Source organism: Streptomyces sp. NPDC093085 (assembly GCF_040683935.1).
GTDB lineage: Bacteria > Actinomycetota > Actinomycetes > Streptomycetales > Streptomycetaceae > Streptomyces.
The window spans coordinates 347,527-370,133 of sequence record NZ_JBFBFB010000004.1 but is presented as its reverse complement, the minus strand read 5'-3'; the positions used below and the strand labels follow the sequence as shown (position 1 = coordinate 370,133).

General features: G+C 72.3%; 21 protein-coding genes. 16 read left to right on the top strand and 5 right to left on the bottom strand.

Annotation, left to right across the window (positions count from 1 at the left end; translation table 11 throughout):
• Positions 1–13 precede the first annotated feature (13 nt).
• The 4 genes from AB0O07_RS15340 to AB0O07_RS15325 are packed head-to-tail and all read left to right on the top strand — an operon-like array spanning position 14 to position 4,043.
• Positions 14–937 carry an ABC transporter permease gene (locus tag AB0O07_RS15340; RefSeq protein WP_365632340.1) on the top strand — a complete coding sequence of 308 codons (924 nt, stop codon included), beginning with the start codon at positions 14–16 and terminating at the stop codon, positions 935–937.
• On the top strand, positions 930–1,913 hold the full coding sequence (locus AB0O07_RS15335; protein ID WP_365632337.1) for an ABC transporter permease: 984 nt from the start codon (positions 930–932) through the stop codon (positions 1,911–1,913). Before AB0O07_RS15340 ends, AB0O07_RS15335 begins: the two co-directional genes overlap by 8 nt.
• Before the next feature lie 11 nt (positions 1,914–1,924).
• Positions 1,925–2,986, top strand: coding sequence for an ABC transporter ATP-binding protein (locus AB0O07_RS15330; protein WP_365632334.1), 1,062 nt, complete (start codon positions 1,925–1,927; stop codon positions 2,984–2,986).
• Positions 2,979–4,043 (top strand): dipeptide ABC transporter ATP-binding protein, encoded by a 1,065-nt coding sequence (locus tag AB0O07_RS15325; protein WP_365632331.1) that lies wholly within the window; start codon positions 2,979–2,981, stop codon positions 4,041–4,043. The genes AB0O07_RS15330 and AB0O07_RS15325 overlap by 8 nt, the downstream gene beginning before the upstream one ends.
• A gap of 170 nt (positions 4,044–4,213) precedes the next feature.
• On the opposite strand, the gene AB0O07_RS15320 is transcribed toward AB0O07_RS15325, so the two are convergent.
• Entirely contained in the window at positions 4,214–6,409 is a 2,196-nt protein-coding gene (locus tag AB0O07_RS15320; RefSeq protein ID WP_365632328.1) for a prolyl oligopeptidase family serine peptidase, read from the bottom strand.
• Positions 6,410–6,590: 181 nt separating this feature from the next.
• Here AB0O07_RS15320 and AB0O07_RS15315 point away from each other — a divergent pair, with 181 nt between their 5' ends.
• The 8 genes from AB0O07_RS15315 to AB0O07_RS15280 all read left to right on the top strand — a co-directional run bounded on the left by AB0O07_RS15315 (position 6,591) and on the right by AB0O07_RS15280 (position 14,720).
• Positions 6,591–6,785, top strand: a complete 195-nt coding sequence (locus tag AB0O07_RS15315; RefSeq protein ID WP_365632325.1) for a hypothetical protein — start codon at positions 6,591–6,593, stop codon at positions 6,783–6,785.
• A 165-nt stretch (positions 6,786–6,950) separates the two neighbouring features.
• Positions 6,951–7,910 (top strand): N-acetyl-1-D-myo-inositol-2-amino-2-deoxy-alpha-D-glucopyranoside deacetylase, encoded by a 960-nt coding sequence (gene mshB, locus AB0O07_RS15310; RefSeq protein ID WP_365632322.1) that lies wholly within the window; start codon positions 6,951–6,953, stop codon positions 7,908–7,910.
• Positions 7,907–8,332: a DUF6113 family protein gene (locus AB0O07_RS15305; protein WP_365632319.1), complete on the top strand. Its 426-nt coding sequence runs from the start codon at positions 7,907–7,909 to the stop codon at positions 8,330–8,332. Before mshB ends, AB0O07_RS15305 begins: the two co-directional genes overlap by 4 nt.
• 196 nt (positions 8,333–8,528) lie before the next feature.
• Positions 8,529–10,799, top strand: a complete 2,271-nt coding sequence (locus tag AB0O07_RS15300; RefSeq protein WP_365632316.1) for a hypothetical protein — start codon at positions 8,529–8,531, stop codon at positions 10,797–10,799.
• Between the two features lie 355 nt (positions 10,800–11,154).
• The gene (locus AB0O07_RS15295) at positions 11,155–12,111 is read left to right on the top strand and encodes an ABC transporter ATP-binding protein (protein WP_365633078.1); all 957 of its coding nucleotides are present in this window, start codon (positions 11,155–11,157) and stop codon (positions 12,109–12,111) included.
• A complete protein-coding gene (locus AB0O07_RS15290; protein WP_365632313.1) occupies positions 12,108–12,845 on the top strand; it encodes an ABC transporter permease in 738 nt (245 codons plus the stop codon). Before AB0O07_RS15295 ends, AB0O07_RS15290 begins: the two co-directional genes overlap by 4 nt.
• Positions 12,842–14,095 (top strand): histidine kinase, encoded by a 1,254-nt coding sequence (locus AB0O07_RS15285; RefSeq protein ID WP_365632310.1) that lies wholly within the window; start codon positions 12,842–12,844, stop codon positions 14,093–14,095. The genes AB0O07_RS15290 and AB0O07_RS15285 overlap by 4 nt, the downstream gene beginning before the upstream one ends.
• A 10-nt stretch (positions 14,096–14,105) precedes the next feature.
• Positions 14,106–14,720, top strand: coding sequence for a response regulator transcription factor (locus AB0O07_RS15280; RefSeq protein ID WP_365632307.1), 615 nt, complete (start codon positions 14,106–14,108; stop codon positions 14,718–14,720).
• 27 nt (positions 14,721–14,747) lie between these two features.
• Here AB0O07_RS15280 and AB0O07_RS15275 read toward each other — a convergent pair whose 3' ends face one another.
• Entirely contained in the window at positions 14,748–15,578 is an 831-nt protein-coding gene (locus tag AB0O07_RS15275; protein WP_365632304.1) for a transglutaminase-like domain-containing protein, read from the bottom strand.
• 17 nt (positions 15,579–15,595) lie between these two features.
• Positions 15,596–16,672, bottom strand: coding sequence for a GNAT family N-acetyltransferase (locus tag AB0O07_RS15270; RefSeq protein WP_365632301.1), 1,077 nt, complete (start codon positions 16,670–16,672; stop codon positions 15,596–15,598).
• Between the two features lie 140 nt (positions 16,673–16,812).
• Between AB0O07_RS15270 and fdxA the strand changes: the two genes are divergently transcribed.
• Both fdxA and dapC read left to right on the top strand, forming a co-directional pair.
• The gene (gene fdxA, locus AB0O07_RS15265; protein WP_003985062.1) at positions 16,813–17,133 is read left to right on the top strand and encodes a ferredoxin; all 321 of its coding nucleotides are present in this window, start codon (positions 16,813–16,815) and stop codon (positions 17,131–17,133) included.
• A gap of 108 nt (positions 17,134–17,241) precedes the next feature.
• Positions 17,242–18,336 carry a succinyldiaminopimelate transaminase gene (gene dapC / locus AB0O07_RS15260; RefSeq protein WP_365632298.1) on the top strand — a complete coding sequence of 365 codons (1,095 nt, stop codon included), beginning with the start codon at positions 17,242–17,244 and terminating at the stop codon, positions 18,334–18,336.
• A 75-nt stretch (positions 18,337–18,411) separates the two neighbouring features.
• Here dapC and AB0O07_RS15255 read toward each other — a convergent pair whose 3' ends face one another.
• Positions 18,412–18,867 (bottom strand): ATP-binding protein, encoded by a 456-nt coding sequence (locus AB0O07_RS15255; protein ID WP_365632295.1) that lies wholly within the window; start codon positions 18,865–18,867, stop codon positions 18,412–18,414.
• A 526-nt stretch (positions 18,868–19,393) separates the two neighbouring features.
• Positions 19,394–20,371, bottom strand: a complete 978-nt coding sequence (locus AB0O07_RS15250; RefSeq protein ID WP_365633075.1) for a hypothetical protein — start codon at positions 20,369–20,371, stop codon at positions 19,394–19,396.
• A 212-nt stretch (positions 20,372–20,583) separates the two neighbouring features.
• Here AB0O07_RS15250 and dapE point away from each other — a divergent pair, with 212 nt between their 5' ends.
• Positions 20,584–21,663: a succinyl-diaminopimelate desuccinylase gene (dapE, locus tag AB0O07_RS15245; protein ID WP_365632293.1), complete on the top strand. Its 1,080-nt coding sequence runs from the start codon at positions 20,584–20,586 to the stop codon at positions 21,661–21,663.
• A gap of 137 nt (positions 21,664–21,800) precedes the next feature.
• A complete protein-coding gene (locus AB0O07_RS15240; protein ID WP_365632288.1) occupies positions 21,801–22,550 on the top strand; it encodes a TIGR00730 family Rossman fold protein in 750 nt (249 codons plus the stop codon).
• Positions 22,551–22,607 lie beyond the last annotated feature (57 nt).

Below are 22,607 nucleotides of genomic sequence, written 5' to 3'. Positions count from 1 at the left end.
CCCCGGAGCCCGCATGGGACGTTATGTGATCAGGCGCCTGCTCCAGATGATCCCGGTCTTCATCGGCGCCACGCTGCTGATCTTCCTCATGGTCAATGTGATGGGCGATCCCGTCGCCGGCCTCTGCGGCGAACGGCAGTGCGACCCCGCGACCGAGGCGCGGCTGCGCCAGGACTTCGGCCTCGACCAGCCGGTCTGGCGGCAGTACCTCACCTATATGGGGAACGTCTTCTCCGGCGACTTCGGCACCGCGTTCAACGGGCAGCGGGTCCTCGACCTGATGGCCACCGCGTTCCCCATCACCATCCGGCTGACGCTGGTCGCCATCTTCTTCGAGGTCGTCATCGGGATCGTCTTCGGTGTGCTCTCCGGATTGCGCCGGGGGCGCCCGGTGGACACGTCGCTGCTGATGCTGACGCTTGTCGTGATCTCCGTACCGACTTTTGTCATCGGACTGCTGGCGCAACTCCTCCTCGGCGTCCAGTGGAAGGTCATCGAGCCCTCGGTCTCCCCGGCGGCGCCGCTCGGCGAGCTGATCCTGCCGGGGCTGGTGCTCGCGTCGGTCTCCCTCGCGTACGTCACCCGGCTCACCCGGACGTCCATCGCCGAGAACGCCCGCGCCGACTACGTCCGTACCGCCGTCGCCAAGGGGCTCCCCAGGAGGCGCGTGATCGTCAGGCATCTGCTGCGCAATTCACTGATCCCGGTGGTCACCTTCATCGGTACGGACATCGGCGCCCTGATGGGCGGCGCCATCGTCACCGAGCGGATCTTCAACATCCACGGCGTCGGATTCCAGCTCTACCAGGGGATCCTGCGCCAGAACACCCAGACCGTGGTGGGGTTCGTGACCGTGCTCGTGCTGGTCTTCCTGGTCGCGAACCTGCTGGTCGACCTCTTGTACGCCGTACTCGACCCGAGGATCCGGTATGCGTGACCCGCAGCTCCTCCGCCCTGCCGAGCCCGGCGACTCCGGTCATACCGGTGGCTCCGGTCATACTGGCGGCTCCGGTAGTACTGGAGACTCCGGTCATACCGGAGACCCCGCCCGGGACCGGTACGAGGGGCGGGCGCGCAGCCTGTGGTCCGACGCCTGGCGGGATCTGCGGCGCGACCCCGTCTTCCTCCTCTCCGCGCTGGTCATCCTCTTCCTGGTGGCCATCGCGATCCGGCCGTCGCTGATCGCCAGTGGCAACCCGCTCTCCTGCCATCTCGCCGACGCGCAGGACGGCTCCCGCCCCGGCGCGCCCTTCGGCTTCACCGCGCAGGGCTGCGACGTCTACACCCGTACCGTGTACGGCGCCAGGACCTCCGTCGTCGTCGGCGTCCTCGCCAGCCTCGGTGTCGCCGTCGTCGGCTCGGTCCTCGGCGGGCTCGCCGGATTCTTCGGCGGCTTCTGGGACGCGGTCCTCTCCCGGGCCACCGACATCTTCTTCGGGATCCCCGTCGTTCTCGGCGGGCTGGTGCTGCTCTCCGTGGTCACCAGCGCCACCGTCTGGCCGGTGATCGGCTTCATGGTGCTGCTCGGCTGGCCGCAGATCTCCCGGATCGCCCGCGGCTCCGTGATCACCGTCAAACAGAACGACTACGTCCAGGCGGCGCGGGCGCTCGGCGCCTCCACCCCGCGGATGCTGCTGCGGCATGTGCTGCCCAACGCGGTCGCGCCGGTGATCGTCGTGGCGACCATCGCGCTGGGTACGTTCATCGCACTGGAGGCGACCCTCTCGTATCTCGGAGTGGGTCTCAAACCTCCGACGGTCTCCTGGGGGATCGACATCTCGGACGCCTCCCCGTACATCCGCAACGCCCCGCACATGCTGCTCTGGCCGGCCGGGGCGCTGGCGGTCACGGTGCTCGCCTTCATCATGCTCGGCGACGCGGTACGCGACGCCCTCGACCCCAAGCTGCGCTGAGGAGCCCCGCCATGCCGCTGCTCGATGTACGCGACCTCCACGTGGAGTTCCGGACCCGCGAAGGCGTCGCCAAGGCCGTCAACGGCGTCTCGTACGCGGTGGCGGCGGGCGAGACGCTGGCCGTGCTCGGTGAGTCGGGCTCCGGTAAGTCCGTGACCGCGCAGGCGGTCATGGGGATCCTCGACACACCGCCGGGCCGGGTCACCGGCGGCGAGGTGCTCTTCCGGGGCCGGGACCTGCTGAAGCTCAAGGAGGAGCAGCGGCGCGGGATCAGGGGCGCCGAGATGGCGATGATCTTCCAGGACGCGCTCTCCTCGCTCAACCCCGTCCTCACCGTGGGCGCCCAACTAGGGGAAATGTTCGAGGTTCACCGGGGAACGGGGCGTAAACAGGCGCGCGCGAAGGCCGTCGAGCTGATGGACCGGGTCCGTATCCCGGCCGCCAAGGAGCGGGTGAACGACTACCCGCACCAGTTCTCGGGCGGGATGCGGCAGCGCATCATGATCGCGATGGCGCTGGCGCTGGAGCCCGATCTGATCATCGCGGACGAGCCGACGACGGCGCTCGACGTGACCGTCCAGGCCCAGGTGATGGATCTGCTCGCGGAGTTGCGGCGTGAGTACGCCATGGGGCTGATCCTGATCACTCATGACCTGGGTGTGGTCGCGGATGTCGCCGACACGATCGCGGTGATGTACGCGGGGCGCGTCGTGGAGACGGCCCCGGTGCACGAGATCTACCGGCGGCCGGCGCATCCGTACACGCGGGGGCTGCTGGACTCGATCCCGCGGCTGGACCGGAAGGGCCGCGAACTGTACGCGATCAAGGGGCTGCCGCCCAGCCTGCTGAAGATCCCGGCCGGCTGCGCCTTCCACCCGCGCTGCCCGAGGGCACGCGACCGGTGCCGTACGGAGGTGCCGCCGCTGTACGAGGTGACGGAGGCGGGCCGGGGGCACAGGGCGGCGGAGCCGGCCGGGGAGGGGCGCCCGGCGACGGAGCCGGCCGGGGCGGACCGCCCGGTGGGGGAGCGGCGGAGCGCCTGCCACTTCTGGGAGGAGACGCTCGATGGCTGAGACACCGCGGGCGGAGCCGCTGCTGGAGGTGCGCGATCTGGTCAAGCACTTCCCGCTCACCCAGGGCATCGTCTTCAGACGCCAGGTCGGCGCGGTGCGGGCCGTCGACGGCGTCTCCTTCGGCCTGGCGGCCGGGGAGACCCTGGGCATCGTCGGGGAGTCCGGCTGCGGCAAGTCGACCGTGGCGAGGCTGCTGGTCCATCTGGAGCGGCCGACCTCGGGCGCGATCCACTACCGGGGCGAGGACATCACCAGGCTCTCGGGGCGGGCGCTGAAGGCGGTGCGGCGGAACATCCAGATGGTGTTCCAGGACCCGTACACCTCGCTCAACCCCCGTATGACGGTCGGGGACATCGTCGGGGAACCGTTCGAGATCCACCCCGAGGCCGCCCCTAAGGGGGACCGGCGCCGCAGGGTCCGGGAACTCCTGGATGTGGTGGGGTTGAACCCCGAGTACATCAACCGCTACCCGCACCAGTTCTCCGGCGGCCAGCGCCAGCGCATCGGCATCGCCCGCGGCCTCGCGCTCAACCCGGAGATCATCGTCGCCGACGAACCCGTCTCGGCGCTGGATGTCTCGGTGCAGGCCCAGGTCATCAATCTGATGGAACGTCTCCAGGACGAGTTCGCGCTCTCGTATCTCTTCATCGCGCACGACCTGTCGATCGTCCGCCATATCTCCGACCGCGTCGGGGTGATGTATCTGGGGCGGCTCGCCGAGATCGGTACGGACACCGAGATCTACGACCACCCCACCCATCCGTACACCCAGGCGCTGCTCTCGGCGGTCCCGGTCCCCGACCCCACGGCGCGCGGGCGCCGGGAACGGATCATCCTCACCGGGGACGTCCCCTCACCGGCCGCCCCGCCCTCCGGCTGCCGCTTCCGCACCCGCTGCCGGCAGGCGCGGGAGCGGTGCGCCGTCGAGGTGCCTCTCCTGGCGGTCCCTGAGGTCTTCCGGTCGGCGGCGGGGCCGGTCGCGCACCCCTCGGCCTGTCACTTCCCGGAGGTGAGGAAGATCGTTCCGACCGTCCGGTTGGCGGAGGAAAGTGGATAAAACACAACAATTTCGTTAACACGCAGGCAACTTGGCGGACCCGTTACCGATATACGGACCCGGCAGCCTAGTGAGCGTACGGCCGTGCGGGTGCCGTAAACCGGCCGGGACTTCCAGGAGTCCCGGCCGGTTGCCGTCGGCGCCGCCTGAGCCGCCCGCGTCCGCGCCGGTCACGCCATGCCCAGTGACCGCTTCAGGAAGTCGACCTGGAGGAGCAGCAGGTTCTCCGCGACCTCCTCCTGCGGCGTCATGTGCGTCACTCCGGACAGCGGAAGAACCTCATGGGGCCGTCCGGCCGCCAGCAGCGCCCCGGAGAGCCGGAGCGCGTGGGCGACCACCACATTGTCGTCGGCGAGACCATGGACGATCATCATGGGGCGCGCGGTGTCGGCCGGCGACGAGAGGCCGTCGTCCGTCACCAGTGAGTTGACGGCATAGACCTCGGGGGCCTCTTCCGGAGTGCCGAGATAGCGCTCCATGTAATGCGTGTCGTAGAGGCGCAGATCGGTGACGGGCGCGCCGACCACCGCCGCGTGGAAGACATCCGGGCGGCGCAGCGCCGCGAGCCCGGCGAGGTAGCCGCCGTACGACCAGCCGCGGATCGCGACCCGGCCCAGGTCGAACGGGAACCGGCCGGCGAGGTCGTGCAGCGCCTCGATCTGGTCGTCCAGGGTGAGCAGCAGGTTCCGGTGGATGGACTTCTCCCACGCGGGGGAGCGGCCGGGGGTGCCGCGCCCGTCGGCGACGAGCACCGCGAAGCCCTGGTCGGCGAACCACTGCGAGGTGAGGTACGCGTTCTGGGCGGCGACGACGCGCTGGCCGTGCGGACCGCCGTACGGATCGAGCAGTACCGGCAGGGGTCCCTGGGACTCCTGGTAGCCCGTGGGGAGCAGGACGGCGCACGCAATTTTCTGTGCGCCCCCCTCCGTGAGCCGTGCGTGCGCCGTGAGCGCCGGAGGCTCCGCGTACGAGGCGATCGAAGAGCGCTGTTCACCCTCCCGGAAGACCCTGACGGAGGCCCCCGAGGTGTCGAGGCGCGTCGAGACGAGCACGGTCACCGCGCCCGACCGGACGGCCGAGTGGAGCCCGGGGGCCGCCGACACCCGCTCCGTACCCAGCTCGCTGACGCGGTGGACATGGATCTCGCCGGTCTCGGGGGAGTCGGCCTCCGCGCCGGCCGAGGCGGCGATCAGGATGTCGTGCTCGCCGATGTCCAGCACCGACCGCACATGGAGCTGGGGACCGGTCAGCGGCCGGTCGCCCACCATCAGGACCCGTGCGCCGCCCTCGTCGGCCACCCGTACGAGCCGCCCGTCCGGGGTCCAGGCGGGCACCCCGGGGAAGAGTTCGAGCCACGCCGGGTCCTCGTCCTCGTGGACGGTCCTGGTCGCCCCGGTGGCCGGATCCACCGTGAGGTAGCGGTGGCTGCGCTGGTCCCGGCTCTGCACGAGCAGCAGCGGGGGACCCCCGGCGGACCAGTGGACCCGGGCGAGATACGGGTGGCGTACGCGGTCCCACACCACCTCCTTAGGAGGCGCGTCGGTGGCGTCGGCCTCCGTACGGTCCGCTCCCTCCGCGCCGTCCGCCAGCGGGACGAGGAAGAGCCGTACGTCCGCGTTGGGCGTACCGGCCGCCGGGTACGCCACCCGGGCCGGTTCCCGGTCCGGGTGGGCCGGGTCGGAGATCCACCAGCGCCTTACGGCCGTGGTGTCCACCCGGGCCACCAAGAGCCGGTCGGACGTGGGCGACCACCAATAGCCGCGGGTACGGTTCATCTCCTCGGCGGCGACGAACTCGGCCAGTCCGTAGGTGACATCGGCGCTTCCTTCACCCTCCTGACGGCCCGCGAGCAGGCGGTCGCCCTCGCCGTCCGCCCCGACGACACGCAGGGCCCCGTCGGCCACATACGCGACGTGCCGGCCGTCCGGTGCGGGGCGCGGGTCGATCACCGGTCCCCGTACGGGGAGTTCCCGCGCCGTCCCGGCCCGCAGCTCGGCCGCGTACAGGCGCCCTGAGAGGGCGAACGCGGCCAGCTCGGCCTCCGCGTCCACCGCGTACCCCACGATGCCTCCAGACCCCTCCCGGGCGCGTTCGCGCCGGGCCCGCTCCTCGGCCGGGAGGCGCTCCGAGGCGCCGTCGAGCAGCACGCCGGGGTCGGCGGCGATCCGGGCCTCGCCCGAACCCGCCCCGGAGCCGTCGAGATCGAGCACCCAGAGGCGGTTCACCCGGTCCGTCCCCGTGGAAGAACGCAGGAAGACCACCCGCGTCCCGTCCGGGGAGACCGTGAACGACCGCGGGGCGCCGAGCGTGAACCGCTGGGTCCTGGCGTGCTGCCGGGGGAACGACAGGGGGGAGCTGGATGTCATGCGATCGAACTTAGTCCCTCGTGTTCCGGGCGGCGGAGGTCCGTGCGCCCCCGTGTGCTGCCGTGCACCGATCGATGCGTACGCACGGATAGTTATGATCCCTAGCGATAGCTGGGTATGAATGAGCCGGGCACATGCACGCTGCGTCTTCCCGACTGAATATCTATGGAGGTGAACCGCCGTGGCACTCTCGATTTCCGTGGTGGTGCTGCTGGCGATCGTGGTCTTCCTGCTGGTCCGGAAGTCCGGGCTGAAAGCGGGACACGCGGTGGTCTGCATGCTGCTCGGGTTCTACATGGCCAGTTCCTCCATTGCCCCCACCATCAGCGAACTGACCACGAACGTGGCAGGGATGATCGGCGGCATCAAGTTCTAGCCATCGGCCGTCGGTAATCGGCCATTTTTGCTCAGCGCATCACGCTCCGGCACCGCCCCTCGGCCGTCGCCCGCCATCGGCCGCCGAGGGGGCCGGGACGGCCCTTCCCGGCCGGTTCCGGGGCGTTCCCGGGCGGCTGTCAGTGGGGGCTCGTAGGCTGTCCCCATGACCGATCTTCCCGCTCGCCGTCTGCTGCTCGTCCATGCGCACCCGGACGACGAGTCGATCAACAACGGCGCCACCATGGCCGGGTACGCGGCCGAGGGCGCCCTGGTCACGTTGGTGACCTGCACCCTCGGCGAGGAGGGTGAGGTCCTCGTGCCCGAGCTCGCCCATCTCGCCGCCGACCGGGAGGACCGGCTCGGCCCGCACCGCGTCGGCGAACTCGCCGACGCCATGCGCGAGCTGGGCGTCACCGACCACCGCTTCCTCGGCGGCCCGGGCAGGTTCCGCGACTCCGGGATGATGGGGCTGGCGCAGAACGACCGCCCGGGCGCCTTCTGGAGCACCCCGGTGGACGAGGCGGCTCCGTATCTCGTGGCGGTCATCCGCGAGGTACGCCCCCAGGTGCTCGTCACCTACGACCCGCAGGGCGGGTACGGGCACCCGGACCACATCCAGGCCCACCGGGTCGCCATGCGCGCCGCCGAACTGGCGGCCGAGGCCGCGTACCGCCCGGAGCTGGGCGCCGCGCACGCCATCGACAAGATCTACTGGAACCGGGTGCCGCGTTCGGTCGCCGAGGAGGGCTTCGCCCGGCTGCGCGCGTCCGGCGCCGGCTTCCCCGGTGTCGCGGAGATCGAGGACATCCCGGGCGTCGTGACCGACGCGGAGATCACCGCGGCCGTCGACGGGGGACCGTACGCCGGGCGGAAGACGGCGGCGATGCGCGCCCACGCCACCCAGATCGCCGTGGACGGGCCCTTCTTCGCGCTCTCCAACGACCTCGGCCAGCCGATCTTCACCACCGAGTACTACCAACTGGTGCACGGCGCGTCCGGGGCCCCCGCCGGCGAACGTGAGAGCGACCTTTTCGCCGGGATCGGTACGGCCGGAGAGCCCGCCCCGAGCGGTGCCGGCCAGGGTGCCCCGCACGCCGGTCCGCACGCCGGGGCGGACGCGTGAGTACGCGCGCCCCCGAGGGGCGGCCCGCGCCCCCGCTCACCACTCCGCTCACCTTCAGACCCGGGCGCATCGCCGCGTATCTGGGGCTGCTGGTGCTCGGCGCACTCGTCGGGATCGCCGGTTCACTCGCCCAAGGGGGCTGGTTCCCGGGCGGGTTGGTGCTCGCGCTGCTCGCCACGGCCGGGCTCTTCCTCGGTGGCTGGTACGCGACCGCCACCCAGCTCGGGGTGGGGGCGCCCGCCGCCGGCTGGCTGATCGCGACCATCGGGCTGAGCATGGGCCGCGCCGAGGGCGACGCGGTCTTCGCCGCAGGTGCCGGGCCCCTGGTCTACCTGCTCGGCGGCATGGTGCTGGCTGTGATGTGTGCCACCATGACGCGGTTGCCGCAACCGGGCACGAAGTCCGGCCGACTTGGGAAGTGACGAGCCCGGCAGCCGCTGAATTGACCATGGACGCGCGGTCGGCGGAGCATCGCTTCTCACGGTCGTCGGGTCTCTGTCGGTGGAGGCCAGTATGGTGGTGCGCGCTCCGGGCCTTCCCTCCGCTCTCCGGCTGTGGGGGACCTGAACAGTGAGTACCAGTAAGAACGGGCGGCGGAGCCAACCGGGAGAACCTGCTTTGAGTCGAGAAACTGACAGTTCGTCCTCCGGGCCCCAGCGGCGCGGCGGAGCCGCGGCGTACCCCTCGGGAACCCCGCCGTACGGATCCCGCCAGTACCCGTCGCTGCATCCTCAGCAGGACGCGCCCGAGGAGACCGGGAACAAGCCCGCCGCGCAGCCGGACGAGCCCAGAACCGAGACGACGCTGACCACGCGGATCCGGATCAACATCCCCGGCTCCCGGCCGATCCCGCCCGTCGTCATGCGTACGCCCATGAGCGACATCGACGCCACCGAGGGGCGGGGTGTCCCGGCCGCCGAGCGCACGGGCGCCACGCCCAAGGTCGCCCCGGCGCAGGACATGTCGGAGACCCGGCCGATCGACCTGATCGGCGAGCAGCGCGCCGCCGCCCAGGCGGCCAAGGGCGCCGACGGCGACAGTGGCGAGAAGTCCACCAGTGACTGGTTCGCGCCGCGCAAGGCGACCACCGGCGCGGCCTCCGGGATGACTGCGGCCGCCGCGGCGGTCTCCGGCGTGACCTCGGCCCCGCCGTCCGCCACGCGCTCGGCGCCGCCCGGCGGCGAGCGCCAGGCGGAGTCGCCGTACGGCACCGACTACTCCAACGGCACGGACTACTCCACGGGGTCCCATCCGATCGGCGGCGCCCCGGCCGGTTCCGACTACGCGAACGGCACGGACTACTCCACCGGGTCCCACCGGATCGGCGGCTCCTCGCTCAGCGATCTCGCCGCCGAGGGGCTGGCGACGGGCGGCAGCACGGGCGCCGGAGCGGGCGCCCCGGCGCCCGGGGCCAACGGGTTCGCGCCCGGCGGCGGCCTCACCACCCCCGCGTTCGGTACCCGCCCCCCCGGCGCGCCCGTGGGGCCGACCGGTCCCACCACCGGCCCCGTGCCCGGCAGTTCGTCGCTCGGCACCCCGCCGTCGTCCCTGGCCAACCCGCCCGGGGCGGACCAGGGCGGTGGCCCCAGGCTCTCCGACGACACCGCCGTCCTCACCCCGCAGCAGCCCGCGCCCGAGCCCGCCTCCGGCGACCGTATCCCCGGCGGCCCGGGCCTCCCGGGCGGCCATGTCTCGGGGGACACGCTCAACAGCGGCATCCCTGTGGTGCCCCCGGAGCAGCGTTCGCCGTTCCCCGGTTCCGGCCCGCAGGGCGGTGGCCCGCGTACCGACGGCGGCGGGGACGGCGCGTACGGCAGTGAACACGACTTCTCGGCGCCCGACTTCCCCGGCCCGGTCGGCGCCGGGCCCGCCACCCCGCCCCAGGGGCAGGCGGCCGTGGGCACCGCCCCGCAGGCCAAGGCGCCCGCCGCCCCGGCGAAGAAGAAGGGCCGCTCGAAGGTGGCGCTCCTCGGCGTCGCCGTCGTGGTGGTGGCCAGCGCGCTCTACGGCGCGGGGCTGCTGATGAACCACTCCGACGTGCCGAAGGGCACCACGGTCCTCGGCGTCGACATCGGCGGCACCACCCGCGAGGAGGCCGTCAACCGCCTCGACGCGACCCTCGGCGAGCGGGCCTCGGCGCCGCTGCGGCTCAGCATCGGCGGGAAGACCGAGGAACTCGCCCCCGACAAGGCGGGGCTCAGCCTCGACAGCCAGGCGACGGTGCGCAACGCGGCGGGCAGCGACTACAACCCTGTCTCGGTGATCGGCTCGCTCTTCGGCAGCGCGCGGGTCGCCCAGCCGGTCATCCCGGTCGACGAGGAGAAGCTGAGCGTCGCGCTGACCGATCTGGCGGGCGTCTCCGGCTCGGCCTCCGACGGCACCATCAAGTTCGAGCCGGGCCGGGCCGTCGCCGTGCCCGGCAAGGCCGGCAAGGCGCTGGACGTCAACCACTCGATCATCTCGACCCGTGACGCCTACCGCGCCCAGGTCCAGACGGGCAAGACCAACAGTGTCGAACTCCCCGTCGTCACCCGGGAACCCACCGTCGACCAGGCGGAACTGGACCGGGCGATGAAGGAGTTCGCCGAGCCCGCGATGTCCGGCCTGGTCACCATCCAGGCGGGCGGCAAGCAGATCCAGTTCGGTCCCGCCAAGTCGCTGCCGAAGATCCTCTCGATGAAGGCGATCGACGGAAAGCTGGTCGAGGTCTACGACCGGGACGCCATCGACCAGCTCCTCGACGGCGTCTTCGACGGCATCACGATCACCAAGGGCGACGGCAAGCAGTACCCCGTCTCCTCGGCCGACGTGGTGCAGGCGATGCAGAAGGCGCTGCGCGGCAAGACGCCCGCGGAGCGCACGCAGACGATCGACCTCGACCCGAGCTAGGCGTCACGGCCGGGATCTCCCGGAGCGGCGGATTTCAGAACGGCACTGCGCCGGGCGGGCCTCAGCCGAGGCCCGCCCGGCGCAGTCGTTTCCGGGGGCGGAGGCCGGGCGGGGACGCGGTCCCGGCCGGATTGTCAGCTCCAGGACATGACAGATGTCATGCGGGAGTCACGACCGGCGACACTGCCGCCGGGGCCGGGCAGCGGGCCAGACTGTCGGTATGAAATCGACAGACCGGACAACCGGCACGAGGGGCGCGACCAGTGCGACCGGCTCGACCCGCACGAATATCTCGCCTGCGGGCGTAAACAGGGGTATCCCGAACGGTGCGCGGGGCACGGGCGCGGCCTCCGCCGTGGTCGACTTCGACCGGGTGAGCAAGAGCTACGGGGACGTCCACGCCGTCGCGGGGCTCACCCTCGCGCTGCGCCCCGGGGAGACCGTGGCGCTCCTCGGGCCCAACGGCGCGGGCAAGTCGACCACGCTCGACCTGCTGCTGGGGCTCAGGAAGCCCGACGCGGGCAGTGTCACCCTCTTCGGCACCAGCCCCCAGGAGGCGATCTCCGCCGGGCGTGTGGGCGCGATGCTCCAGAGCGGCGGCCTCATGGAGGAGGTCACGGTCCGCGAGCTGATCACGCTCGCGTGTGCGCTCCACCCCCGGCCCCACTCCGTCTCCGATGTGCTGGTCGGCGCCGGGATCAGCCAGATAGCCGATCGCATGGTCAACAGGCTCTCCGGCGGCCAGGAGCAGCGGGTGCGCTTCGCGCTCGCCACGGCGGGCGCCAATGACCTGATCGTCCTGGACGAGCCGACCACCGGGATGGACGTCACCGCCCGGCAGGCGTTCTGGGCCACGATGCGGGAGCAGGCGGACCAGGGGCGTACGGTGCTGTTCGCCACGCACTATCTGGAAGAGGCCGACGCCATCGCGGACCGGGTGCTGGTCCTGCACCGGGGCAGGCTGCTGGCCGACGGCACCGCCACCGAGATCAAGGCGCGGGCGGGGGCCCGCCGGATATCGTTCGACCTCACGACCGCCCCCGCCCCGCAGAGCGGTGGAGCCGGCCAGGGCGGGACCCCCGGGTACGGTCCGGACGGCGTGATCGACGAGGCGGCCCTGCGCCGGCTGCCCTTCCTCAGCTCGCTCTCCGTCTCCGGCACCACCGTCCGTATGCAGTCGCACGACGCCGACGCGACCGTGCACGCGCTGTACGGACTCGGGGTCTACCCCCGCAATCTCGAAGTCGCGGGCCTCGGCCTGGAGCAGGCATTCGTCGCCATCACCGAGGCCGAGGAGGCCAGGACAGCGTGAACTATCTCATCAAGCTGGAGATCACCCGCACACTGCGGAACAAGAAGTTCATGTTCTTCTCGGTGATCTACCCCTCGGCGCTCTTCCTGATGATCGCGGGGCCCCAGGGCAACGACCTGGTGCCCGGGACCGGGCTGCGGATGGGTGCCTTCTACATGGTCGCCATGGCCTCCTTCGGCGCACTGACCGCCGTTCTCCTGGGCAACAGCGAGAAGATCGCGAAGGAGCGGGAGAAGGGGTGGGTGCGGCAGCTCAGGCTCACCTCGCTGCCGGGGCGTGGCTATGTGCTGGCCAAGATAGCCTCGGCCGCCGTGGTCACCCTGCCGTCGATCCTCATCGTCTTCGTCGTCGCGGCCCTCGCCAAGGACGTACGGTTCGCCGCCTGGCAGTGGGCCGCGCTCACCGGGGTCATCTGGGCGGGCAGCCTCTGCTTCGCGGCGCTCGGGGTGGCCATCGGTTATCTCGCCACCGGGGAGACCGTCCGCCCGATCGCGATGATCACATACTTCGGGCTCTCCATCCTCGGCGGTCTGTGGATGCCGACGACGGCCTACCCGCAGTGGCTCCAGGACATCTCCTCCTGGCTCCCCACCCACGCGTACGCGGCGCTCGGACAGGCCGTGGAGCTGGGTGCCGCCCCGCACACCAAGGATGTGACCCTCCTCGTCGCGTACTTCCTGCTCTTCGCGGGCGCCGCGGCCTGGTTCTACCGGAAGGACACACTGAAGACGTGAGCGAGACGTACACCATTCCGGTCGGGCAGCGTCCGAAGACCCGCCAGCAGTCCTTCGCCAAGTTCGTGTGGATCGGCGTCTGGCTGGCCTTCATGGGCGCCCCGGTGAGCGATCTGATCGACGGGGGGCATGCGGCGGGGGCCGTCGTGCTGGGGGCGCTCGGCCTGGTGGCCTTCGTCGCCGCCTATCTGACCAACGTCTTCCGCCACACCAGCAGAATGCTCGACCGGCGTGGTGTCGCCGTGGGCCTCCTGGGCTTCCAGTTCGTCCTCGCGGTGGTGCTCCCGGTCACGATGGGCACGCCCTGGCTGGTGCTCTTCGTCTATGTGTCCGTCTCGGCGGGTGCGGCGCTGCCGCTGGCCTGGGCCCGGGTGGCGATCCCTGTCGCCACCGGGGTGATGTTCCTCGTCGGGTTCCATCAGGAGGACGCGGGCGACCTCCTCACCGCTCTGGTCTTTCCCGCGCTGCTCGGCGGCTTCGCGATGTCGGGCGTGCGGCAGCTCGTGCGGACGACGGTGGAATTGCGCGAGGCGCGGGCCACCGTCGCCGAGCTCGCCGCCAACGAGGAGCGGCTACGGCTCGCCCGTGACCTCCACGACCTGCTGGGGCACTCCCTCTCGCTGATCACCCTCAAGAGCGAACTGGCCGGCCGGATGCTGCCCGTGCGGCCGGACAAGGCGGCCGAGCAGATAGCCGACATCGAGCGGGTCAGCCGTCAGGCGCTCACCGATGTACGGGAAGCCGTCACCGGATACCGAAGACCGACCCTGCCGGGCGAGCTGGCCGGGGCGCGTACGGCGCTGGCCGTCGCCGGGATCACCCCTGATCTGCCGGCCGAGGCGCCCTGCCCGTCGGCCGGCGGCGAGCTGAGCGAGGAGTGCGAGGCCGCGCTGGCCTGGTCGCTGCGCGAGGCGGTCACCAATGTCGTACGGCACAGCGGGGCCCGGCGGTGCGTCGTCGCCCTCACCCGGCGCGAGACCCTGGACGGGCCCTATCTGGAACTCACCGTCGAGGACGACGGCCAGGGGGGCCACGGGGGACGCGGGGGCCACGCGGGGCATGGCGGCCACCGTGGCCAGGGGGGCGGGGGCACGGCCGTGGGAGGCGCTGCGGGGGCCGCGCACGGGAACGGGCTCACCGGGCTCTCCGAGCGGCTGACCACGGTGGGCGGTGCCCTGGAGACGGACTCCTCCCGCCGGGGATTCCTCCTCACCGCCCGTGTGCCGATCAGGCCCCGACAGGAGAACTAGGATCCGTCGCATGAGCCGCATGATCAGGGTCCTGCTCGCGGAGGACCAGTCCATGGTGCGCGAGGCGCTGGCCGCGCTGCTCGGGCTGGAGCCGGATATCGAGGTGGTCGCCCAAGTGGCGCGGGGGGACGAGGTGGTGGAGGCGGCGCGGGCCCAGGAGGTGGATGTCGCGCTGCTCGATATCGAGATGCCGGGCATGACCGGTATCGAGGCCGCGGCGGCCCTCAGCACCGAGCTGCCCGCCCTCAAGGTGGTCGTGCTCACCACCTTCGGGCGCCCCGGCTATCTGCGCCGCGCGATGGAGTCGGGCGCGGACGCCTTCCTGGTCAAGGACGCCCCGGCGGCCCAACTCGCCGCGGCGGTACGGCAGGTACTCGACGGCGAGCGGGTCATCGACCCGGGGCTCGCGGCGGCGGCCCTGGCCAATGGCGCGAATCCGCTCACCGACCGGGAGCGCGAGGTCCTGCGGATCGCCGCCGACGGCTCGACCAACGCGGAGGTGGCCGCCGAGCTACGGCTCTCCCAGGGCACCGTACGGAACTATCTCTCGACGGCCATCCAGAAGGTGGCGGCGCGCAACCGGGCGGAGGCCGTCCGGATAGCCCGGGAGAAGGGGTGGCTGTAGCGAGTGCCTCGGGGGCCGGGTGCCGGGTCAGTTGAGCATGGCGCGGGCCGACCGGGCCTTGTGGCGGATCGCCTCCGCCGTCGCCGGTTCGACCGCCGCCACCACCCGCGCGTACTCCTCCAGTTCCGCCGCCCCGCTCAGGAACTCGCCGCGCTGGACGAGCAGTTGGGCCCGGTCGTAGCGGAGGCGGGCCGGGTGGGCCGGGAGCAGCAGGGCGAGTTCGACGGCCCAGAGGGCCACGTCGGTGCGTTCGCGGCGGGTGGCGGCCCAGGCGCGGATGTTGTTCAGTACCCGCTGGACGATGTCCAGGGCCGACGCCGGACGGTAGGCGTCGGGAGCGGGCGGCGCCCCGGTCACGCCGGTGATCAGACGGTCCGCGTCGGCCCCGGTCAGCAGGCGCCCGGCGGCGAACGGATCGGCCAGCACCCGCCGCTCCGGGTCGCCGAAGCCGACCACGAAGTGGCCCGGCAGGGCCACCCCGTACACCGGGGCCCCGGCCCGGCGCGCCACCTCGATCCAGACCACCGAGAGGAGGATCGGCAGCCCGCGCCGCCGCCGCAGCACCGCGGGGAGCAGCGAGGCCTCCAGCCTGCGGTACTCGGCGGGGGAGCCGTGGAAGCCGCAGCGCCCGCCGAGCAGCTCCGCGAGCGCCGTCGCCCAGGCGTGCGCCCCCGTCAGGCCGTACGGGAGCAGCCCGGCCAGCCGGTCCAGCTCGGCCTGGGCCGCGTCGAGATCCCGCTCGGTCAGGGACGGTTCGCCCTCCGCGCCGATGAGCAGGCAGAGCGTGGCCAGATCGGGCCGCTCCGCGCGGGCCTCCTCGGCGAAGCGCCGGCGCCGGTCGGTGGATTCCGGATACATAGGCGAGATGTTCCCGCTCAGGGTGATCGGAAATGGTGGTAGTGGTGATGGATCGCGAATCCCAGGGGGTCGTAGAGGGCCCGCGCGGCGGTGTTCTCCACCTCGACCTGGAGCCAGGCGGCCGACGCGCCCTCCTCCAGCGCCCGCCGGGCGAGCGCGGCCATCACCGCCGTGGCCAGCCCCCGCCTGCGGTACGCGGGGTCGACCTCCACCGCCATGAACCCGGCCCACCGCCCGTCGACCACACACCGGCCGATCGCCGCCGGCGCCCCGGCGCCCGCAGCCCCGGCGTCTCCCGGTCCGGCGTCCTCCGGTCCGCCCGGCTCGCCAGGCCCCTCGGGCCCGGGGACGGTCGCGAACCACACCGAGGGGCCGGCGCCCAGCACCTGGCGCACCTCCGCCCCCGGCTCCCCGGGAGAGCGCTGGTAGCGCCGGAGCCACGCCGCGTCCACGGTGCGGTGGAGCCGTACGGAGAACGGACCCGTCCCGGGCTCAGCAACCTCCCGGTCGGCCAGCGGGGCCAGCGCTCCGACGCGCACCTCCGCCGTCACCTCCCGGAGCCAGCCGCGCCGCTCCAGCTCGGCGCAGAGCACCTCCTGGGTCCCCTCGGCGCCGGTCGCTGCCTGGATGTACGGGGGCAGCCCCCGCTCCCCGTACCAGTGGCGTACCCGCGCCAATGCGGCGTCGAGCGGCATACCCGGCTCGCCGAGGGGCAGGACCGAGTTGGCCCGCCGGGTGAAGCCGGACGCGGCCCGCAGCCGCCACTCGCCCAGCGGTTCGTCCTCCACCGGCTGCCAGGAGCGGGCGGCGACCCGCGTCAGCTCCTGGAACGAGGCGGCGGGGCCCCGCCGCCGGGCCGGCGCTGCCGGCACGACCTTGCCGCCGACCAGCGCGGATTCGGGGACCCGTACCCGCTCCCCGCTCCGCCGTGTGATCAGCAGCACACCGCCGTCCCACGATGTGAGAACGCCGACCGTGTCGGTGAACTTCTCCGGCCCGCTACCGCTCTCCGTCAGTTGTCTGACTGATACCCGTTTGCCCACGTCAGAAGGGGTCAATCGGACCTCAAGCCGTCCGCCGCCAGTGAATTCCACAGCTCTCTCCGCCCCTCCTGTTCGGATCGCGCCCAAGAACGGAGATACTAGATGCGGGCATCGACGACGCCGCGCTCCCGCGCGCCCGTGGACGGAGCCGCAGATCGGCCCGCCGCGCCCTATCGAGGAGGAACGACAGCGTGACCTACGTCATCGCGCAGCCTTGTGTCGACGTCAAGGACAAGGCGTGCATCGAGGAGTGCCCGGTCGACTGCATCTACGAGGGCTCCCGGTCCTTGTACATCCACCCGGACGAATGCGTCGACTGTGGAGCCTGTGAGCCGGTCTGCCCGGTCGAGGCCATCTTCTACGAGGACGACACCCCGGAGGAGTGGAAGGACTACTACAAGGCGAACGTCGAGTTCTTCGACGAGCTGGGCTCGCCCGGTGGTGCTTCCAAGCTCGGCCTGATCGAGCGCGACCACCCCTTCATCGCCGCGCTGCCGCCCCAGAACGGCTGACGGCGCGCCCCCCGGTCCCGTACGGCCCCGTGCCGTACGGGACCGTTGTGTTCGGCACACCAGAGAGTCGGCACTCCGTTCCGCACACCAGAGAGAATGAGTGAGCACGTGTCCGCAGTCTCTTCGCGCCTTCCCGTCTTCCCCTGGGACAAGCTGGAGCCCTACAAAGCGACGGCCCAGGCCCACCCGGACGGGATCGTGGACCTGTCGGTGGGCACGCCCGTCGACCCGGTCCCGGAACGGATCCAGCGGGCCCTGACCGGCGCCGCGAACTCGCCGGGGTATCCGACGGTCTGGGGCACGGCCGAGCTGCGGGACGCGCTGACCGGCTGGGTGGAGCGGCGGCTCGGCGCGCGCGGGGTGAGCCACCGGAACGTCCTCCCCGTCGTCGGCTCCAAGGAGCTGGTGGCCTGGCTGCCCACCCAGCTCGGACTCGGCCCCGGCGACCGGGTCGGCTACCCGCTCCTCGCGTACCCGACGTACGAGGTGGGCGCGCGGCTCTGCGGCGCCGAGCCCGTCCCGTACGAGGACCCGACGGAGCTGGACCCGGCCGGGCTCAAGCTCCTCTGGCTGAACTCGCCGTCCAACCCGACCGGGCGGGTGCTGCCCCCGGAGGAGCTGACGCGGATCGTCGCCTGGGCGCGCGAGCACGGGGTGCTGCTCTTCAGCGACGAGTGCTATCTGGAGCTGGGGTGGGAGGCCGAGCCGGTCTCCGTCCTCCACCCGGACGTCTGCGGCGGTACGTACGAGGGCCTGGTCGCCGTCCACTCCCTCTCCAAGCGCTCCAACCTGGCCGGCTACCGCGCGGCCTTCCTCGCCGGTGACGCGGCGGTCCTCGGCGAGCTGCTGAAGATCCGCAAGCACGGCGGGATGATGGTGCCCGCGCCGGTCCAGGCCGCCACGGCCGTGGCGCTCGGCGACGACACGCACGTACGGGAGCAGCGGGAGCGGTACGCGGCCCGGCGCACCGCGCTCCGTGCCGCGCTGGAGGCGCACGGCTTCCGTGTCGACCACAGCGAGGCGAGCCTCTACCTCTGGTCGACGCGCGACGAACCGTGCTGGGAGACCGTGGCGCACCTCGCCGAGCTGGGCATCCTCGTCGCGCCCGGCGACTTCTACGGGCCCGCGGGCGGGCGCCACGTGCGGGTGGCGCTGACGGCGACCGACGAGCGGATCGACGCGGCGGTCAAGCGCCTGGGCTGAGCCGGGAGCGGACCGGAGGAGGGGCCCGGGGAGCGCACGCTCCCCGGGCCCCTCCGCTGCCGCACGCGGCTCCGGTCAGCCGATCGGGAGGCCCTGGACCGGCAGCCCGCCCAGCACCGCGCCGCCCTGGGCGGGGGCGGCCGGGGTGGCCTGCGCGGCGCCGTTCGTGGCGGTCTTCGCGGTCTCGCCGAGGAGGGTGCCCGCGGACCCCGCGGTCTCGCCCGCCGTCTTCTGCACGGCCGGGGTCGCCGTTCCCACGGTCTTGCCGACGGTCTCGCCCGCGGCGGGCACTCCCTTGCCGACGACCTGGCCGCCGGTGGCGCCCACGGCCTGGGTGGCCGTCTGCGCGCCCTTGCCGACGGTGTCGCCCACCGTGGCTCCGTCGAGCGCGGTGACCGCGCCCAGATCCGTCGACTGCGGGAGTTCCGCCGCGCTCGCCGACCCGGCCGCGCCGATCACCGGGGCGGCGCCGGCGGCGACGAGCAGCGCGGCGCGGGCGATCCGGCGGGTCAGGGGAAGGTTCGCGGACATGTTGGCTCCTTGGGGCTCGGGAAGAACGGTCGGTGTCACTTCGCTTGTCTGCCGATCGGCAGATCCGCAGATCCGTCGATCGGACGTCGTGACAACCCCCGGAACAGCCCTGGAGGATGCGGTGCGCTCGGGTAAAGAGTAGGTAATGCGCTCGCGAGGTTGACGCGGATAAAATCGGGTAAACGGTGCGCTTCCGAGCCGCATGGGGAAACGTCACTTTCCCGGACGCATACAGGTGAGCGCCTTGTACGACGGTCTCTACGGGGAGCCGTTCGAAGAGCACGCCCCGAGAGACGCGACTCGCCCGCCCGGGGGACACCTCGTACGGCTGCCCGCCTCGCCGGAGGGCGACTAGGGCCTGTCTGACAATTCCCGTCGTCGCCCGGAGGGCGGCCTCGCGGCGTCAGGTGCGTGCTCTCGGCGTGCCGGGCCCTGACCCACGTACTGGACGTACTTGGGTCAGGGCCCGGTGCGGCGAGAGTGCGTGCATGGCGTCGCGAGGCAGGCGGGAATTGTCAGACAGGCCCTAGCGCTCCGTACCGATCCGGACGACCGCCGTGCCGGAATCCGCGCCCGAGCCGCCGCCCGACGCCGCCGTGCCGCCCGCGCCCCCCGGCAGCCGCTGCCACCCCAGGTACGCCTCCTTGGCCCGCCACACCCGGCCCGCGTACGACACCTGGTCGATGCGGAGCGCCGTGGACTGCGCCACCGCCCAGTGCGCCAGCTCCCAGCCGCGCTCCGTCGCCGTGTACCCGTCCACCGGGTCGCCGGACGCCGCGTCGCCGGACGCCGCGCCCCCGCCGGCCACCGAGGCGCCCCGCTCGCCGCCCGCCGGGACGGACGAGGGCGGTACCGGTACGGAGACCCCGTGCGCCACGTCCTCGGGCGTCACCTCGGAGCCGAAGTTCCGCGTCAACGCGGCGCTGACCTTCGCCGGATCCCCGGGGGTCCGGCCCAGCGGCGCCGTACAGGTCAGCGAAGCGGCGGAGCGGCCCGTGAAGGCGGCGGCCAGCAGCGCGGCATCCGGCTCGTGCTTCGCGTACGCCTGCGGGAAACCACTGCGCTGCACCCGCTGGGCCGCCTCCGTGAGCGGCAGCCGCGAGTAGCCCGGCACCTTGACGAGATGGTCGTAGAACTCGCCCGCCGAGTAGACCGGGTCCTGGATCTGCTCGGCCGTGCCCCACCCCGTGGACGGGCGCTGCTGGAAGAGCCCGAGCGAGTCACGGTCCCCGTGGTCGAGATTGCGCAGCGCGGACTCCTGGATGGCGGTCGCCAGCGCGATCGTCACCGCACGCTCCGGCAGGCCGCGCGAGGCGCCCACGGCCGCGATCGTGGCCGCGTTCGACGCCTGATCCGGCGTCATGGAGTACGTGGCGCCACCCTCGCCCTGCTCCTCGCCGGAGCGCGCCACACAGCGCGGCCCGCCCCAGGCGGTGGTCAGATACTGCACGCCCACATAGGCGGCGAGGATCACCAGAACGGTGAGTCCTCCCACGAAACGCAGGAGGCGCCCCCATCCGAAACGGGAGCGGGCGGCGGGTGCGGAGGCAACGACGGGCTCGGACACGCGCCCACCGTACTGGAGTCGGAGAGCGCCGGAGTCCAGCGGCGGCAGACCGGCCACGATGCCATGAGGACCGGCCACGGACGGCCCGCGCCCGACGCGGCGCCCCGGTCCCGGGGGGCGTTGTCAGTGGCGCGTATTAAGGTCGAGACATGTCTGAGACACCACTCGACCTCACGCTGGACGGCCCCGCGCTCACCGCGGCGCTGGTCGACTTCCCCTCGGTCAGCGGCGAGGAGAAGCCGCTCGCGGACGCGATCGAGCAGGCGCTGCGCACCCTGCCGCACCTCACGGTCGACCGGTACGGGAACAACGTGGTGGCGCGGACCACGCTCGGGAGGGCCGAGCGGGTCGTGCTGGCGGGACATATCGACACCGTCCCCATCGCGGACAACGTGCCCTCCCGGCTCGACGCCGACGGAACGCTGTGGGGGTGCGGCACCAGCGACATGAAGTCCGGCGTCGCCGTCCAGCTCAGGATCGCCGCGACCGTCCCCGCGCCCAACCGGGACCTCACCTTCGTCTTCTACGACAACGAAGAGGTCGCCGCCCACCGCAACGGGCTCGGGAAGGTCGCGGAGGCACACCCGGAGTGGCTGGCCGGCGACTTCGCCGTCCTGCTGGAGCCCTCCGAGGGCGAGGTCGAGGGCGGCTGCCAGGGCACCCTGCGGGTCCTCCTCCACACGACGGGGGAGCGGGCGCACTCCGCGCGGAGCTGGCGCGGGTCCAACGCGATCCACGCCGCGGCGCCGATCCTCCAGCGCCTCGCCGCGTACGAGCCGCGCCGCCCGGTCATCGACGGACTGGAGTTCCACGAGGGGCTCAACGCGGTACGGATCGAGGGCGGCGTCGCCAACAACGTCATCCCCGACGCGTGCACCGTGGTCGTCAACTACCGCTACGCCCCCGACCGTACGGAGGAGCAGGCCCTCGCCCATGTCCGCGAGGTCTTCGAGGGGTGCGGCGTGACGGAGTTCACCGTCGACGACCACTCGGGCGCCGCCCTGCCCGGCCTCGGCCACCCGGCCGCCGCCGCCTTCATGGCCGCCGTCGGGGGGACGGCCCGGCCCAAGTTCGGCTGGACGGACGTCTCCCGCTTCAGCGCGCTCGGGGTGCCCGCCGTCAACTACGGACCGGGCGACCCGATGCTGGCCCACAAGCGGGACGAGCGGGTGGCCGTCGAACGGATCACCCACTGCGAGGAGCGGCTCCGCGACTGGCTCACCCGGTAGCGCCCCCGGGCCCGGGACTCGTCCGCCCCGCGTCCCGAGCGCTCCGAGGACTGTTCGACCGCCGGAATTTCGCTGGTTGTCACGTCGGCCGATCTACCCTTTCCCAGAACAACGCACAGCAGCGGAAGGAGCAGCTCATGGGCATGCCTGACGGAGCGCGCAGGCCGGAGGAACAGCGGCTCGGACCGGTGATCAGGCGGCGTGAGCAGGTGCAGGCCGGGACGACCGATCAGCGGCTGCTGGACACCGAGGGCGACTCGGAGTGGGTGCACACCGACCCCTGGCGGGTGATGCGGATCCAGTCGGAGTTCGTCGAGGGCTTCGGCGCGCTCGCCGAACTGCCCAGCGCCATCGCCGTCTTCGGCTCCGCGCGCACCCCGGCCGGGACGCCCGAGTACGACGCGGGCGTACGGCTCGGCGGCGCGCTGGTCGACGCCGGGTTCGCGGTGATCACGGGGGGCGGCCCCGGTGCCATGGAGGCGGCGAACAAGGGGGCGCGGGAGGCACAGGGCATCTCGGTCGGCCTCGGTATCGAGCTCCCCTTCGAGCAGGGGCTCAATCCCCATGTCGACATCGGCGTCAACTTCCGTTACTTCTTCGTCAGAAAGACCATGTTCGTGAAGTACGCCCAGGGGTTCGTGGTGCTCCCGGGCGGCCTCGGCACCCTGGACGAGCTGTTCGAGGCGCTGACGCTGGTGCAGACCCGTAAGGTCACCCGCTTCCCGATCGTGCTCTTCGGCACGGAGTACTGGGGCGGCCTGGTCGACTGGCTGCGCGACACGGTGGTCGGCCAGGGCAAGGCCTCCGAGAAGGACCTGCTGCTCTTCCATGTCACGGACGACGTGGCGGAGGCGGTCGCCCTGGTCACCAAGGAGACCGGGAACTGAGCCCGCGCGCCCGCCGCGCCTGAGCGAGCGCGCCGCCGATCCCGCCGCCCCCGCCGC

What these genes read in the sequence shown, in the direction of transcription:
- AB0O07_RS15330 (WP_365632334.1), top strand. Translation starts at nt 1,925, where the DNA reads ATGCCGCTGCTCGATGTACGCGACCTCCACGTGGAGTTCCGGACCCGC.
- mshB (WP_365632322.1), top strand. Translation starts at nt 6,951, where the DNA reads ATGACCGATCTTCCCGCTCGCCGTCTGCTGCTCGTCCATGCGCACCCG.
- dapE (WP_365632293.1), top strand. Translation starts at nt 20,584, where the DNA reads ATGTCTGAGACACCACTCGACCTCACGCTGGACGGCCCCGCGCTCACC.
- AB0O07_RS15240 (WP_365632288.1), top strand. Translation starts at nt 21,801, where the DNA reads ATGGGCATGCCTGACGGAGCGCGCAGGCCGGAGGAACAGCGGCTCGGA.
- AB0O07_RS15320 (WP_365632328.1), bottom strand. Translation starts at nt 6,409, where the DNA reads ATGACATCCAGCTCCCCCCTGTCGTTCCCCCGGCAGCACGCCAGGACC.
- AB0O07_RS15335 (WP_365632337.1), top strand. Translation starts at nt 930, where the DNA reads ATGCGTGACCCGCAGCTCCTCCGCCCTGCCGAGCCCGGCGACTCCGGT.
- AB0O07_RS15280 (WP_365632307.1), top strand. Translation starts at nt 14,106, where the DNA reads ATGAGCCGCATGATCAGGGTCCTGCTCGCGGAGGACCAGTCCATGGTG.
- AB0O07_RS15255 (WP_365632295.1), bottom strand. Translation starts at nt 18,867, where the DNA reads ATGTCCGCGAACCTTCCCCTGACCCGCCGGATCGCCCGCGCCGCGCTG.
- AB0O07_RS15275 (WP_365632304.1), bottom strand. Translation starts at nt 15,578, where the DNA reads ATGTATCCGGAATCCACCGACCGGCGCCGGCGCTTCGCCGAGGAGGCC.
- AB0O07_RS15325 (WP_365632331.1), top strand. Translation starts at nt 2,979, where the DNA reads ATGGCTGAGACACCGCGGGCGGAGCCGCTGCTGGAGGTGCGCGATCTG.
- AB0O07_RS15340 (WP_365632340.1), top strand. Translation starts at nt 14, where the DNA reads ATGGGACGTTATGTGATCAGGCGCCTGCTCCAGATGATCCCGGTCTTC.